This is a genomic window from Gilliamella sp. ESL0443 (assembly GCF_019469165.1).
GTDB lineage: Bacteria > Pseudomonadota > Gammaproteobacteria > Enterobacterales > Orbaceae > Gilliamella > Gilliamella apicola_E.
Map to the genome: position 1 here is coordinate 1113420 of NZ_CP048263.1, position 15160 is coordinate 1128579.

The 15160-nt window shown below is 36.8% G+C and carries 9 protein-coding genes; 2 read left to right on the top strand and 7 right to left on the bottom strand.

The window, feature by feature from the left end; genetic code table 11:
* Positions 1–7: 7 nt before the first annotated feature.
* From GYM76_RS05115 to GYM76_RS05140, 6 genes are all read right to left on the bottom strand, one after another.
* Entirely contained in the window at positions 8–466 is a 459-nt protein-coding gene (locus GYM76_RS05115; RefSeq protein WP_065563492.1) for a hypothetical protein, read from the bottom strand.
* Entirely contained in the window at positions 460–1764 is a 1305-nt protein-coding gene (locus GYM76_RS05120; RefSeq protein ID WP_220226126.1) for a phosphatase PAP2/dual specificity phosphatase family protein, read from the bottom strand. The genes GYM76_RS05115 and GYM76_RS05120 overlap by 7 nt, the downstream gene beginning before the upstream one ends.
* A gap of 2 nt (positions 1765–1766) precedes the next feature.
* A complete protein-coding gene (locus GYM76_RS05125; protein WP_220226127.1) occupies positions 1767–3518 on the bottom strand; it encodes a bifunctional alpha/beta hydrolase/class I SAM-dependent methyltransferase in 1752 nt (583 codons plus the stop codon).
* Between the two features lie 3 nt (positions 3519–3521).
* Positions 3522–4139 carry a CDP-alcohol phosphatidyltransferase family protein gene (locus GYM76_RS05130; protein ID WP_220226128.1) on the bottom strand — a complete coding sequence of 206 codons (618 nt, stop codon included), beginning with the start codon at positions 4137–4139 and terminating at the stop codon, positions 3522–3524.
* Between the two features lie 20 nt (positions 4140–4159).
* A complete protein-coding gene (locus GYM76_RS05135; protein WP_220226129.1) occupies positions 4160–8434 on the bottom strand; it encodes an acyl-CoA dehydratase activase-related protein in 4275 nt (1424 codons plus the stop codon).
* A 161-nt stretch (positions 8435–8595) separates the two neighbouring features.
* Positions 8596–9312 carry an epoxyqueuosine reductase QueH gene (locus tag GYM76_RS05140; protein WP_220226130.1) on the bottom strand — a complete coding sequence of 239 codons (717 nt, stop codon included), beginning with the start codon at positions 9310–9312 and terminating at the stop codon, positions 8596–8598.
* Positions 9313–9944: 632 nt separating this feature from the next.
* Here GYM76_RS05140 and GYM76_RS05145 point away from each other — a divergent pair.
* The gene (locus GYM76_RS05145; RefSeq protein ID WP_065563498.1) at positions 9945–11351 is read left to right on the top strand and encodes an EmmdR/YeeO family multidrug/toxin efflux MATE transporter; all 1407 of its coding nucleotides are present in this window, start codon (positions 9945–9947) and stop codon (positions 11349–11351) included.
* 223 nt (positions 11352–11574) lie between these two features.
* Positions 11575–12246: an OmpW family protein gene (locus GYM76_RS05150; RefSeq protein ID WP_220226131.1), complete on the top strand. Its 672-nt coding sequence runs from the start codon at positions 11575–11577 to the stop codon at positions 12244–12246.
* A 43-nt stretch (positions 12247–12289) separates the two neighbouring features.
* Here the strand turns inward: GYM76_RS05150 and GYM76_RS05155 are convergent, their stop codons facing one another.
* On the bottom strand, positions 12290–15148 hold the full coding sequence (locus GYM76_RS05155) for a valine--tRNA ligase (RefSeq protein WP_220226132.1): 2859 nt from the start codon (positions 15146–15148) through the stop codon (positions 12290–12292).
* Positions 15149–15160 lie beyond the last annotated feature (12 nt).

Here is a 15160-nt window from a genome sequence, read left to right on the forward strand (position 1 = left end):
AAATCCGTTAATTATTGATAATACCATTAATGACAGCAAAAACGATTAAACAATTTTGTAATAAAAATAAAATTATTTGGAATCTTAACAGCGATAAAACTCCCTTTTGGCGATCATCCACTGTCCTTAATGTTGGAGCATTAATGAGTTTTAAATTGATTAACGCCTTATCCATCGCCAACAACTCATTTTGCAAATGGTCTGAATGATTGGCTAAATATTCAAATAACTTTTTATCAAAAGCGACTCTTATAGCGTAATATTTACTTATTAAACCAAGGAGAAAAATAATCAAACAAAAAATGGTTAAAGCCCCTTCCCCAAAACTTATCAAAGCAACAAAAGCACCTAATACGGATAAAAGCATAGAATAAATATCAATCTGTCTGCTAATTGATAAATAATGACAAAATATCTCCAAATCGGTTTTGCTAATACTATTTTGCAATGGGTCCGAACTTAACATCTCCCTATCCCTTCTTTAATCGTTGAAAACCAATTGGATAAAATCAATTGTTGTTGGTTAGATATAACAATCGAATTCCGACAGGCTTTTACTTTGTTTATTGCTTCTTGTAAATTATTGGCTCTTTTCGTCCATAATAACCACGCAATCACAGCGGTTGCACTTCTAGAATAACCTAAAGCACAACAAACTAATAATTTACCTTGTTGATGATAAAGTTCAATAGTTTTCGCGGCTTGTTGACACTCTTCCTGCGAAAGTGGGGTCATATCTAAAACGGGAATAAGAGTATATGCACCTTTAAAATGCCCAATTGGTAACTCGGCGCACAAATCTACCACGGAATTATAATGATTTTGCTTTAAGCTTTGACTGGATGGAATGCGGCCTAAATAAACTTCATCAACGATCAAATCATCAGTTTGATGTCTGATTGTCCATATCCTTGAATTTAGCCACATAATGATAAAATATGGGAAAAAAAGCAAAATAACGGGAAGCTTAAAATGGCCATTTTGTTGTTTTTGAAAGTCTGATGAGAACAAATAATTAGCAGCAACCAATAACAAAGCACCTGCCAACCATAATAGAGCCCATACAGAATAATAGACAACAACGGCCAGTGATAACAAGCTCAAACCAAAATAAATCAATGCCCAGCAATAGCTTGACGGTCGATGTTTTATCTGTTTTTCTCTCTTATCCGGCCATAACCAAATACAAAAACACCCAACCCATAATCCAGTTGGAATATCAAAAAAATGATGCTGCCAAGTGGTTAAAACTGAAAGTCCAATTAACAAGCACCAAATATGTAAAAGATAACGACTCAATCCACGAAAATAGTTAGCGTAAAACTGCCATAAAATAACTAATAACGTAATATGTAATGAAGGAGCTTGATTAAATGGCTTATCAAATCCCATCAAAATATCAAACATCAATCCAAAAAATCCGTCCAAAGCCGGACGATCAAAATAGAATTTAAGTGGAAAAAGCAAAAAACAAATAATACAAATGACTTGCGCCGTTAACAGCCGTAAACCAAGAGTCTTAAGAGATTGCCATGAAGATGTTAGTAAAATGGCAAAACCATACATGAGATCGATAGACCAATAAGGAACAATCGTCCATGGCCAAAGTGGAATATTACGCTCCCAACTAAAAAACAGACTCGGTACCCCCTCACGTTGAGACGTAAACCAGTTAGCAAAATTGTAACTAGTAAAAAAGAACACCGATAAACCGACTAACCATATACACTTATAAAAGTTAAGTCGGTTATATATTTTTAACATAATTAATTCGAATTTCGTTGTGCAAGCGAAACGGTAAAAATACCCCACTGATCTACCAACATGGTAACTTTAGTAAATCCAGCTTCCTCAACTAACTGATCCATCTCAAGCTGAGTCCGTCGTCGCATAATCCATGCTTTCCCTTCTCGATGAGAGGTTAAAGCTCTAGCAATAAATTCAAGTTGAGGATGCCAAGGTTGATTGGTATAAATTAAATATCCCCCTGCTGGAATCACATCGGACAATCCTAACAGAGATTCACGTAATAACTGATTATCATCAAACAATTCATATAAGCCTGAAACCACCGCTAAATTAGGTTTTGGAGAGAGTTGTGAAAGTTCATTACGACTAAATGCATCACCTTTTTCAAAACGGACAATATCACTTAAACCTTGTTGTTCTATGAGTATACGCCCATCACGAATATTGATATCACTATAATCACGTAATAAAACCGAATTTGGTTTATGGGCTATTTGATTAATCGTTTCTAGAATGTAGCGACCATGTCCTGCAGCTATATCAACAATGTTAACTTCATCAGATTGTAGCTTTTCAATAGTTTGCTTTAACAATTGCTCTAAATGGTTTTTGCGTTGTCGAATACCCCTCCAGCCAATAGATTGCAAATAGAGATAATCAAAAAATTGACCGAGTTTAGAGGAACCAGAAGGTTCATTTCGATAAACATAATCTAGTGTACTACCCGAATCAAATCCTGTTTCTAAGCCTAGCTTGATACCATCCGACATTTTACCAGCATGTTTTAAGGTCGCTCGGACACACTTCCAATACCATGACTTAATCCATCCAGAAGGCGGTAATGCTAATTTATCGGTTTCCATGCGAGTATAACCAACTCGATCAGCATTTGTTAATACCGGAACATTGGGTTGATTTGCAAAACAGCCTTGTATAAACCGCCTCGCCCTATCGATAGCCATATAACGATCTTTCTCGCCAAACGTATCGTGATAAAATTTTGGTAAGATATGGAACTCTTTTTGGTTTGTTCCCAAATTATCATAAAAAATTTTCTGCGGTTTACGACGCACCACAAAATCAGAGCCAGAAACGAGTAATTGAGTGGGAACAGTAATGGCGTTGGCATCTTTAACAATTCGATCTGATACCGCATAAAGATCAAGCAATAATCTAACTGAAATAGGTCGAGTAATTAATGAATCTTTATTAAAAGATTCAGCCCGACTAGTATCATGCGTTAATAAATTCGGTTTGACATAACTATTTACGAAAAAATTTCCTTTTAGATTATACAGTAACTTAAGTCCTGGCACAGCTAATGGTACATATAACTTAACGCTAAATGCGGGTGATCCTAAAACCAAGGCGCGAATATTTGGCACATAATCATGCACCCAAGCGCTTGCAATTACCGCCCCTACACTTTGAGCGATAATGGCAATATCTTGCATAGTCAAAGAGTATTCCTCAATGATATGCTTAATAAAACAATCAGCATCTTTAATTAGCGTGGCAAAATTGGGAGCATCACCACGCTCACCTTCTGATTGACCGTTTCCTCTCGCATCCCAAGCAAAAATATGAAAGTCAGGTAAATCAAGTTCATCAGCCAAATGGGCTACTCGTCCAGAGTGTTCATGACCTCGATGAAAAAGTACAATTGCTTTTGAAGTCATTTGATCATTAGTCTCGACAGCTGGCCAATAACGATAGAATAATTGACAACCATCATGACTAATAAATGTTTTTTGCTGCTGTTCACGCATAAGCTAATCCTTGATACTTGTTGATTCTTGCAATCCCTTTCTAACTCTATTAACTACCGTAATTAATAACAAAAAGATAATTAGCCACAATACAGTATTAAGCCAATCAAGTGGTAACAAATAGGTAGAAATGCCTAAACTTATTAGGCTAAAAACAAAAGCCCGATCACTTTTACCCATGGGGCCATCATAACGTCGTGAGCTACCAATCATCACACCAAGTACTCCAACAAACTCAGTTAAAAAAGATAACAAAACGACTAAAATAACTAAACTGTTATTGACCTGATTCAATTGAGTAAAGATTAATAGTAATACAGAATCAGAAACCACATCACAAATCTCGTTTAAATAAGAACCAAGATTAGATTTTTGGTTATATTCTCTTGCTAGCATACCATCAATCGCATTGAGTGCCATCCGAATAAACATCCATAATGGTATTAACAAAAATAACCATAGATGATCTGCAAAATAACCAACGAACATAGCAACTAATATCGACCCAATACAAGCACCTATTGTCACCTGATTGGCAGTTATTTGTGAATCATAGAGCAACTTCACATAAGGACGAAGCAATGCTTGAAAGCGCGATTTTAATTGATAAATAGAAAACATTTTCGTCCCTTAATACATAATTAAACAATACGTTGTAATTGAGTATACTTTAATGAACTCACCATAAAATGCAAACGGTTAAGCACATTAACTTCACCTGCGCCATCATCAAAATCCAAATAAAGCAAATTAAGTTTTGGATTAAGGTCACGCATACGTTTCTCTACCCCTTTTGAAACAACATGATTAGCAATACAGCCAAAAGGTTGTAGACTAATCACATTATTAATACCGTGTTGAGCAAAAGTCATAATACCAGCTGGAATTAACCAACCTTCACCATATTGATTAGCTAAACTAAGAATTTCTTTCGCTTTTGTCGCCATATCACGAATATTGTGGAATGGTTGATAATATTTAAATCCCGACAAAATCTGATTAGTTTGATCAATGTACTTCTGCGCTACTTTTTCAAAAAAGTGAACAAAATAAGCAACAAAACTCTTGTTGATAATATAATTATCAACATTACTATCATAGTTAACAAAAGACTGAGCAAAAAACTCGATCATTGGCGGAATAACCGGTTCTATTCCCTGTTCAACTAGCCAATCTATGCTATTTTGATTTCCGAAACCGTTATATTTAACGTAAATCTCCCCAACAATTCCAATTTGAGGGCAATCTTTATTTAAGGTTTCGATTTGATTGAAATGATCGACAGCTTCTTTTAACAGCAAAAAGATCGCCTTTTTGCCTTTATGTTGATTGATAATTTGTTGTAACTTTCTAATATAAAGTTCTTTCAACTGATTAGCTTGCTGTCTATATTTTGCTCTAGGCGCAATCGAATAAAACATCTTTGAAATCGAATCGGCAAACAGCATAGCAAAAAAAGTTGTTGGTAATGTTTTCAGCCAGTTAAGTTTAAAGCCTGGTTGTTCGATTTCATTAATATTACCTGTACTTAGCGACACAATCGGAATATCTTCATAACCATTACTAATCATTGCTTTCTTAATTAAAGAGAGATAACTACTCGCCCTGCACTGGCCTCCTGTTTGGGTAATACCGATAGCCACTTCATCACGCTGATATTTACCTGAATTTAGCGCTTTAATAATATCTCCAACAATAATCGTTGCTGGATAACAAATCTCATTATTACAATATTTAAGTCCCCACTCGACCGAACTTTTGTCTGGTTTTGGAAGGATTTCAAGCTTATAGCCAGACAAAGCAAAAATTGGAGGTAACAATGGAGAATAAAAATCTGAAATAAATGGCGCCAATATAGTACGGCGCTGTTTGTCTTGCTTAGCAAAAATAGTCGTATTTTTACGCTTAACTATTTTTAATGGTTGTTGATGATTCATGCGGATTGATTCAATAATCGAACGCAAACGCAAACGAACAGATCCTGTTGCAGTGATCTCATCGACACGAATAATCGTACATGTTTTACCTTTGGATTCTAAAATCGCCTTACACTCATCGGTAACAATTGCATCAGGACCACACCCAAAAGAGTTAAGTTGCACAAACTGAATATTTTTGGGTTGCTCAGCAACAAAACTTGCTGCTGCATACAATCGATTTGGATAACTCCATTGTGAACAGATTTGTAACTCTGGCGATAATCGACTGATTTCACCCAACACGGAATCCTCGGTTATGACATCACAACCTAACGCATTTAAAATCTCAGGTGTTTTATGATTTATTAAACTATCGCTATGGTAAGGTCTACCCGCTAAAATAAACACATAACGACCAGTCTCTTTAGCATTATTCAACACCTCAACAGCTTTTTTATTCAGTGATTGTTTATATTCAGCTTGAGCAACTAGTGCATCTGCAAAAGCCTGACTCGCCACATTTTTAGGAATACCGAGCGACATTAAATAATTGATACATCCTTTTTTCAGTAACTTCTGATCACTAAAATTAATTACTGGATAATCCAACGGCACATTATATTTCGTCTTTGGATTGATCGCGCTATTTATCACCTCAGCATAACTACTCACAATCGGACAGTTATAACTATTAATTGCATTATCAAAATGGTCAGACTCAAATACCACCATCGGCATAAAAATGCGATCAACCTTCTGCTCGATCAACTCCAAAATATGGCCATGAACAAGTTTGGCAGGAAAACAGATGCTATCTGACATCACGGTACCTGCCCCTTTCTCATAAAGATCATATGTCGAATAGGGTGAAAGCGTCACATTTATTCCACTTCTAGTTAACAACGTATGCCAGAATGGAAAATTTTCATATTGCCCTAAAACACGAGGGATTCCAATATGGAGTTTAGCGTCAACATTATGCGTATTAGCTCTATCGAATAACAATGCATTCTTATAATCAAACATATTAAATGCATTTTTATTTTGATGCTGATTATTGCTTAAAAATCGCTCACACTTATTACCGGAATAATAACGTTGACCATTAGCAAAGCGATAAATCATAATATCGCAATTATTCTCACACCCCTTACAACGTGAAGGTTTAGCTTTATTATCTTCAGCTTTTTGTAGATTATCTAAGCCAATAAACTGCGAAGGGGTTTGATTATTTATATAATGATTTTTCGCAACTAGCGCTGCACCATAAGCCCCCATCAATTCAGGAATATTGGACGTAGCGATTTGAGCACCAGTTAACTGCTCTAAAGCACGAAACACAGCAGGATTCTTAAAAGTACCACCTTGAACCACAATATGATCGCCAAGCTTGCGCATATCATGAAGCTTAAGCACTTTATGAATCGCATTTTTAATCACCGAAAAAGCAAGTCCAGCTGAAATATCGCCAACAGTCGCATTTTCACGGAGTGCTTGTTTCACTTTAGAGTTCATAAATACCGTACAACGCGTTCCTAAATCACAAGGATTATTGGATTTACACGCTGCATCAGCAAAATCGATAGTATTGGAATTAAGGGATTTAGCAAAAGTCTCAATAAATGAACCACAACCTGACGAACAAGCTTCGTTAAGCTCAATATGATTCACTACGCCATTGGCTATAAAAATGGCTTTCATATCTTGACCGCCAATATCCATGATGAAACTCACCTTAGGGTCGATATGTTTAGCCGCGGCAAAATGAGCCATTGTCTCAACCAAACCATCATCGATGGCAAAAGCTGCTTTCAACAACTCCTCTCCATAACCAGTAACACCAGTACGAACAATTACAATCTCTTTACCAGATGCCTCAATCTCATCCTTAAGTACCGTTAACCCTTTAATTAATGCCTTAATTGAATGACCATTATTGGGGGCATAATAGGTAAAAAGTAGCTCATCATTCTCACTAATTAGCGTAATCTTAGTAGTTGTTGAACCACTATCGATACCTAAATAAGCGTTTTGCTTTTGATAAGAGGCTAAAGCTAGGCGAGGAATTTCGATATATTTGCGTTTTTGTTGCCAATCATTAAATGATAGCGACTGGTTAAATAACGGTTTTAAGCGAAAAGATTGATTGACTTGAATCTTATTTGACGCACTTAGCCTATCAATGAAATCATTGATAGTAAGTTCACTACGTTCAATAGCATGGATTGCCGCTCCCCAAGCCGACAATAACGTAGGATGCTCTGTAGTAACAATTTGTTCCTCATTTAACTTTAACGTTTCTAATGCGGCTTTGCCTAAAGTTGGAATAAATGAAAACGGCCCGCCAATCAGCATCACTTTTGGCACAATATCATAACCACGCGCTAGCGTATTCACTAACTGAATACAAACTGCATGTAGAACAGAGTATGCAATATTTTCTTTGGAAACATTACGGCTAATTAAATTTTGCACATCGGTTTTCGCAAACACACCGCAACGAGAAGCGATGGGGTAGACTTTATCGTGTTTGGTTGCAAGCAGGTCAAATTCCTGCACAGGGGTATTAAGTAAAGTTGCCATCTGATCGATAAAGGCACCGGTTCCTCCAGCACAGCTCCCATTCATACGAATATCGGGCGGACGATCAGGAAAAAAGAAGATCATCTTACTATCTTCCCCACCGATATCAATTAGAGTTCGCACCTCAGGATATTTTCGTTGTACCACTTCCGATGCTGCTACAACTTCCTGAATAAAAGCGATACCGGCCTTCTCAGAAATCCCCATCCCAGCAGAGCCTGTCACCTTAACCGACACAATAGCATCATCACCAATCTGCTGTTTAATTTCATCTAACAGGGATAAAGCGGTATTAACAATATGGGTGTTATGACGAACATAATTGGTATAAATAAAATTATCCTGTTCATCGAGTACAACACACTTAGCTGTTGTAGAACCAACATCCAATCCAAGCCTATATATTTTTGGCATAAACAAACTCACATTTTGCAAAATTAGACTTAACCAATAATAGGATTATAAATAATTATTATTCTTCTTTTATAAAATTATTATAGCGAAATCTTTCAGATTTTTAATCAATTTGTTAGGGAAATGACATTTTGGATGTTTTGAAGAGGATCAATATCGAGTTATACTTTCTCCAGCCCTTGCTTAGCGATAGCAATTACATTCTTCAGATCGACACCTTGTGCTTTTGCAGCAAAAATACAACCGCAATAACATTGACGATAAACATCGTACTCCTTACAAAGTTCGATAGAACGCTTATAACCATTATTCTTTTTGAAATCGGAAGGTAAATAATTAACTGAAAAAATTTCCTGAATTTCGAAACCAAGTTGGTTGATTTTTTGACTATTCTTTTTAGGACTCAGTGTTAACGCACTAGCAAAATAATCAAAGCCCAACTCTTGCGCCTTAATCGCCGCCAAATCTAACCGCATCTTATAACAAAGATGACACCGCTCACCACCTTCTGGCGCATCACGCAAATGCTCTACCTGTTTAATAAACTCAGCCGGTTGATAAGGTGCTTCTAAGAACTGCACCTGGTTGCCCGTCTTTTGATTAAAGTCAGCAATAAACTTCTGTTGAATGACACTGCGATACTCATATTCCACGCGGGGATGAATATTTGAATTGGCAAAATAGATCGTGATATCAGCATACTGTGCTAAATATTCCAGTACATAAGTACTACATGGTGCACAGCAACTATGGATTAACAACTTAGGTCGAGCCGCTGCCAACTGCCAATCAGCAATCACTTCTTTTAAAATTGAATCATAATTCACTTTATTATGAGGATTTAATTTTTCGAGAATATCTTTGGCGTTGATTAACATTCGTACTCTTTAACGTTTGCTTAAGTAAATAATGGAAAATAAGGCAGCTATAATATAGCGAACTGAAAAAGCGTTCAAGTTTAAGGCGAAAAGATCGCTTTTTGGAGAAAATTAAAGCTTCAAAAACCCCGCTCCTCAACTTTTTTTTGTGATTATCTCTTCTTATCTCAACATTACTTTTTAAACACTTAAAAAAAGTTTATGCCCTTTACTTAATTATGTGTTGAAATTTTACTATAGCTAAATCATATTTTAATGGATCAAGTTTGATCTTCACACACTGAAATCATATAAAGATAAGCTATCTTTTTACATAATCACTATAAGTATGTAGTGAAAATTTCATCCTTTTATAATTTGGTGATTAAGATTTAGTTACTTAGAAAAAAGCATCTTTTTCAAGCACCACTTATAACAAGTTCTCTAGAGAAACGGCAATAAGCAGCTCTAAAATTACCTAATCATTTAATTTTTAATCTTAAATATCATAGATTAAAGAAACAATGCACTGACAATGTTGAGTATTATATCAATTAAAATTGATAGCCATTTTTTTAAAACATAATTTCATTTTTATCACATAAAGGCGTTATAATAGCCACAAATTATCGAATAAAACTTTAGGCCTTAAATTGGATGTTCTAAGTCGATTGAAGAATCTTCAACTTTATAAAAAACGACGTTCAAACAATGTGCTATTCTGGCGCGAAATATATCCTTTAGCAATGCCAATTCTGATTGAGAATTTGTCTGTCATTTTAATGGGTATATTCAGTACATTTTTAGTAAGTTGGATTGGTAAGGCCGAGATGGCTGCCGTCGGTTTGGCCGAAAGCTTTAATATGATTGTGATGTCCTTTTTTATGGCGGTTGCGCTCGGAACATCCGTCGTAGTCGCGTTTAGTTTAGGACGACATAATCGTAAAAAAGCAGTAGTAGCAGCAAGACAATCTATTACGCTATTAGTAATAATCTCAATTTTACTATTTTTGTTCGTTGAGTTTTCAGGCTATTGGATTGTTGAGATTATTGCCGGTAAGGCTGATCCTGAAGTTAAGGAATTAACACTAACCTTTCTAAGATTAACCGTTTTAGGTTACCCCGCCCTTGCCTTTATTTTAGTTGGTTGTGGCGCTTTGCGTGGCGCTGGCAATACTAAAATTCCCATGTATTTAAATATCCTTATGAACATTCTGAATCTATCTATTAGTTATGTACTAATTTATGGTGCTTTCGGTTGGCAAGGACTTGGGTTTATCGGTGCAGGTATTGGTTTAACTACATCTCGTTATTGTGGGATGTTTTTTATTTTGTTGGTGTTGACCATCAAACCAAGCCGGGCATTATTTATCCCACTTCGCAGTTATTTTCATTCATTTAATGGCAAGATACTGATTGATATTTTAGGGATTGGTATTCCGGCTAGTGTTGAGTCGGTGATGTTTAATATTGGAAAATTACTAACGCAAACCTTTGTTGCAGGTATGGGCACATCGACTATTGCGGCAAACTTTATCGCGTTTTCAATTGCTGGATTGCTTAATTTGCCAGGTGGAACACTTGGCGCAACCTCAACCATAATTGTTGGTAAGCGCATTGGTATGGGGCAAATCTATCAACCAACCCGGCAACTTAAGTATATCTTTCATTTAACCAGTTTATTACTCTGCTTTTTAGCGTTTTTATCGATTCCATTTGCTGGTTTATTAAGTTCGCTCTATACCGATGATCAGGAAGTTATCGAAATTTCCAAACACTTACTTTGGTTTAATGCCTTATTTACCCCATTCTGGGCGTCATCCTTTGTTTTGCCATATGGTTTTAAAGGGGCGAAAGATGCTAGCTATACTATGTGGGTCGCTATCGGCAGTATGTGGATGTGCCGTATTGTAGTAGGCTATATTTTTGGTGTTTATTTCGGCTTTGGTGTGATTGGTGTTTGGTTTGGTATGTTCTTAGATTGGATCATACGAAGCATCTTCTTTTATCATCGACTTATCAGTGGCAAGTGGCTTTGGCGTCATCAAAAGCGAATTTAAATCAAATTGACCTATTGAATCTGAATCAATTGAACAAAAAGGACTATTAATTAATTCATCAAAAAATCTACCATATCATTACTCATATTATGGTGCTAAGATATTCATCAATACCTTTAGGTTATTGTCAATCCTTTAAAGCTTTATATTAAAAAACGGTCTGTTAATGAAGCATATATCACGCTCAGTTAGCAGTTTATATAAATATAATAAGGAGATAAAAATGAGAGTATCGTCAATTGCTATGCTAGTTACTTTCGGATTAGCAAGCTCAGCCGCTCTGGCGCATAGTGCCGACCAAATTATCATCCGTGGTGGTCCTGTCTATGTTCATCCTCAAGATAAAAGTGATCATGTTAAAGTGGGTGGTACAAAGAGTGATCTTAAGGCTAAAGCCGATAATGACACGCAACTAGGCCTGAATTTTCAATATATGATTACTGATAATTTTGCTGTTGAATTATTAGGTGCCACACCTTTTAGTCATCAAGTTAAACTTGGCGGTGGTAATTCTACTGGTTTATCCGGTGCTCATTTAGGAAAAATTAAACATTTACCACCAACATTGAGCGCACTGTGGTATCCGCTTGATAGTAGCTACGAGTTCCAACCTTATGTTGGCCTTGGTGTTAACTATACTTTCTTTTTTGATGAAAAACTTAGTGGTGAAGCTAAGAAAGCAGGCTTTCATGGCTTAGACTTGGATAATTCCTGGGGCTGGGCTGCACAAGTAGGTGCTGATTATTCTTTAGATGATAATTGGCTGATTAACGCGCAAGTCCGTTATATCGATATTGAAACTAAAGCTAAAACTCATTTAGGTAATACTAAAGTCACGGCAAAATACGAACTCGATCCTTGGGTTGTAATGCTCGGTGTCGGTTACAAGTTTTAATCATAAAAAAACCTCTCATATGAGAGGTTTTTTATTGATGTCCTTAAAGACTTTTTATTGCTTCATACTGCTCTTGTAATTTAGCTTTGTCAGCAACATAGCCTTGTTGTTTCTCTTTCTCTTTAGCCACTACAGCTGCTGGTGCTTTATCAACAAAGCTAGCATTGGAAAGCTTGTTATCAATACGTGCAATTTCGCCTTCAATGCGAGCTATTTCTTTTTGAAGTCGAGCTAGCTCATCATCTTTATTGATCAAACCAGCCATTGGAATAAGTAGTTCTGCACCATCAACTAATTTGGTTACCGATAATGGCCCTGCTTCACCTTCATCTAACAAGACAATTTCTGATAATCTTGCTAAAGACTCTATAAAGGTGACGTTGTCACCAATAATGCGATGCACCGTCGGTGATGCTTTTCTGATCAATAATTGTAACGGTTTGCTTGGCGCAATATTCATTTCAGCACGAATATTACGAACAGCGATAACGGCATCTTTAATCCAATTGATATCAGCAACTGCTTCATTATCAACTAATTTGCTATCAAAGGCTGGCATTGGTTGTAACATAATAGTATCTGCTTTGATGGCCATTAATGGTTTAACACTTTGCCAAATAGCTTCAGTTATAAATGGAATGATTGGATGAGCCAAACGCAAGAGTGCTTCAAGGACTGTTACTAACGTATGACGAGCTGCTCGTTGTTGATTTTGCTCGCCATTAGCTAATACTGATTTGGTTAACTCCAAATACCAGTCACAGAACTGATTCCAAGTAAATTCATATAAGATATTAGCCGCTAAATCGAAACGATAAGTATCAAATGCTTCGCGGTATGTTTTCACCGTTTGATTAAACTCCGCTAAGATCCATTTATCCGCTATTGAATACTCTAAATCACCACCTTTAAATCCACAATCGTGATCTTGAGTGTTCATTAATACATAACGGCTAGCATTCCATAGTTTATTACAGAAATTACGATAACCTTCTAAACGTTTTAGATCCCAATTAATATCACGACCAGTGGACGCCAGTGCCGCTAAAGTAAAACGTAATGCATCGGTACCATGGGCTTCAATGCCATTAGGAAACTGTTTTTCAGTACGTTTGGCAATTTTTTCAGCAAGCTGTGGTTGCATCATGTTACCAGTACGTTTTTCTAATAAATCGGCAAGTGATATCCCATCAATCATATCTAAAGGATCAATAACATTCCCTTTAGATTTTGACATTTTTTGCCCTTCTTCATCACGAATCAAGCCAGTTACATAAACTGTTTTGAAAGGTACTTGAGGTTTGCCATGTTCATCTTTGATGAAATGCATCGTCATCATAATCATTCTTGCGACCCAGAAGAAGATGATATCAAAACCAGTTACAAGAACATTAGTTGGATGGAAAGTCGCTAAATCATCGGTCTTTTCTGGCCAACCTAAGGTTGAGAATGTCCACAGCGCTGATGAGAACCAAGTATCAAGTACATCATCATCTTGTGATAACTCGATATCAGCAGATAGCCCGTTTTCACGGCGAACTTCAGCTTCGTCACGACCAACATAGACATTACCTTGATTATCATACCAAGCCGGAATTCGGTGTCCCCACCATAATTGGCGCGAAATACACCAATCTTGGATATCATTCATCCATGAAAAATACATGTTTTCATACTGTTTAGGTACAAATTGAATATCGCCATTTTTTACGGCAGCTATTGCTGGTTCAGCTAAGACTTTAGCGCGAACATACCACTGATCGGTTAACATTGGTTCAATAACCACGCCACCACGATCGCCATAAGGAATGGTGAGATCATGTGGTTCAATTTTTTCTAAAATACCTTGAGCTTCACACTCTGCAACAACTAATTTACGTGCAGCAAAGCGTTCTAAATTTTGGAATTGTGCCGGAATCTCAGTTGAGTAAGCGGTGCTTGGCTCGCCATTAGTATCAAATACTTCTGCTTGCGTACGAATCTCACCATCAAAGGTAAAGATATTAATCATCGGTAATTGATGACGACGCCCTACTTCATAGTCATTAAAGTCATGAGCAGGTGTGATTTTTACGCAACCCGTGCCTTTTGTCATATCCGCATGTTCATCGCCAACAATAGGAATACGACGATTGACGAAAGGTAATATAACAAATTTACCAATGAGATCTTTATAACGAGGATCTTCAGGATTAACCGCCACACCAGTATCACCAAATAGCGTTTCAGGACGAGTCGTTGCGACAACAAGATAATCTTTACCATCTGCCGTTTTTGCACCATCCGCTAATGGGTAGCGCAAATGCCACATTGAACCTTTAACTTCGCGATTTTCCACTTCAAGATCTGAAATTGCCGTGCGTAATTTGGGGTCCCAATTCACTAAGCGTTTACCGCGATAAATCAAATCTTCTTGATAAAGTCTGACAAATACTTCTTTAACTGCATTAGAAAGGCCTTCATCCATCGTAAAACGTTCGCGATCCCAATCAACAGAATCCCCTAAACGTCGCATCTGCTTCGTAATACTTCCACCTGATTCAGCTTTCCATTGCCAAATTTTTTCGATAAAGGCTTCTCGACCATAATCATGGCGAGTTTTATTTTCTTCAGCGGCAATTTTACGTTCTACCACCATTTGGGTAGCAATACCTGCATGGTCAGTACCTGATTGCCAAAGCGTGTTATTACCTTGCATACGGTGATAGCGAATTAATGCATCCATAATAGTTTGTTGAAATGCATGTCCCATATGCAAACTACCCGTTACGTTTGGCGGTGGAATAGCAATGCAATAACTAGGCTGAGATTTGTCACCATTAGGCTTAAAGTAACCACTTTCTTCCCAATGTTGATAGATAGGTTGTTCGATTTCTTGTGGATTATAAGTCGTATTTTTCATAATAAAGGCATC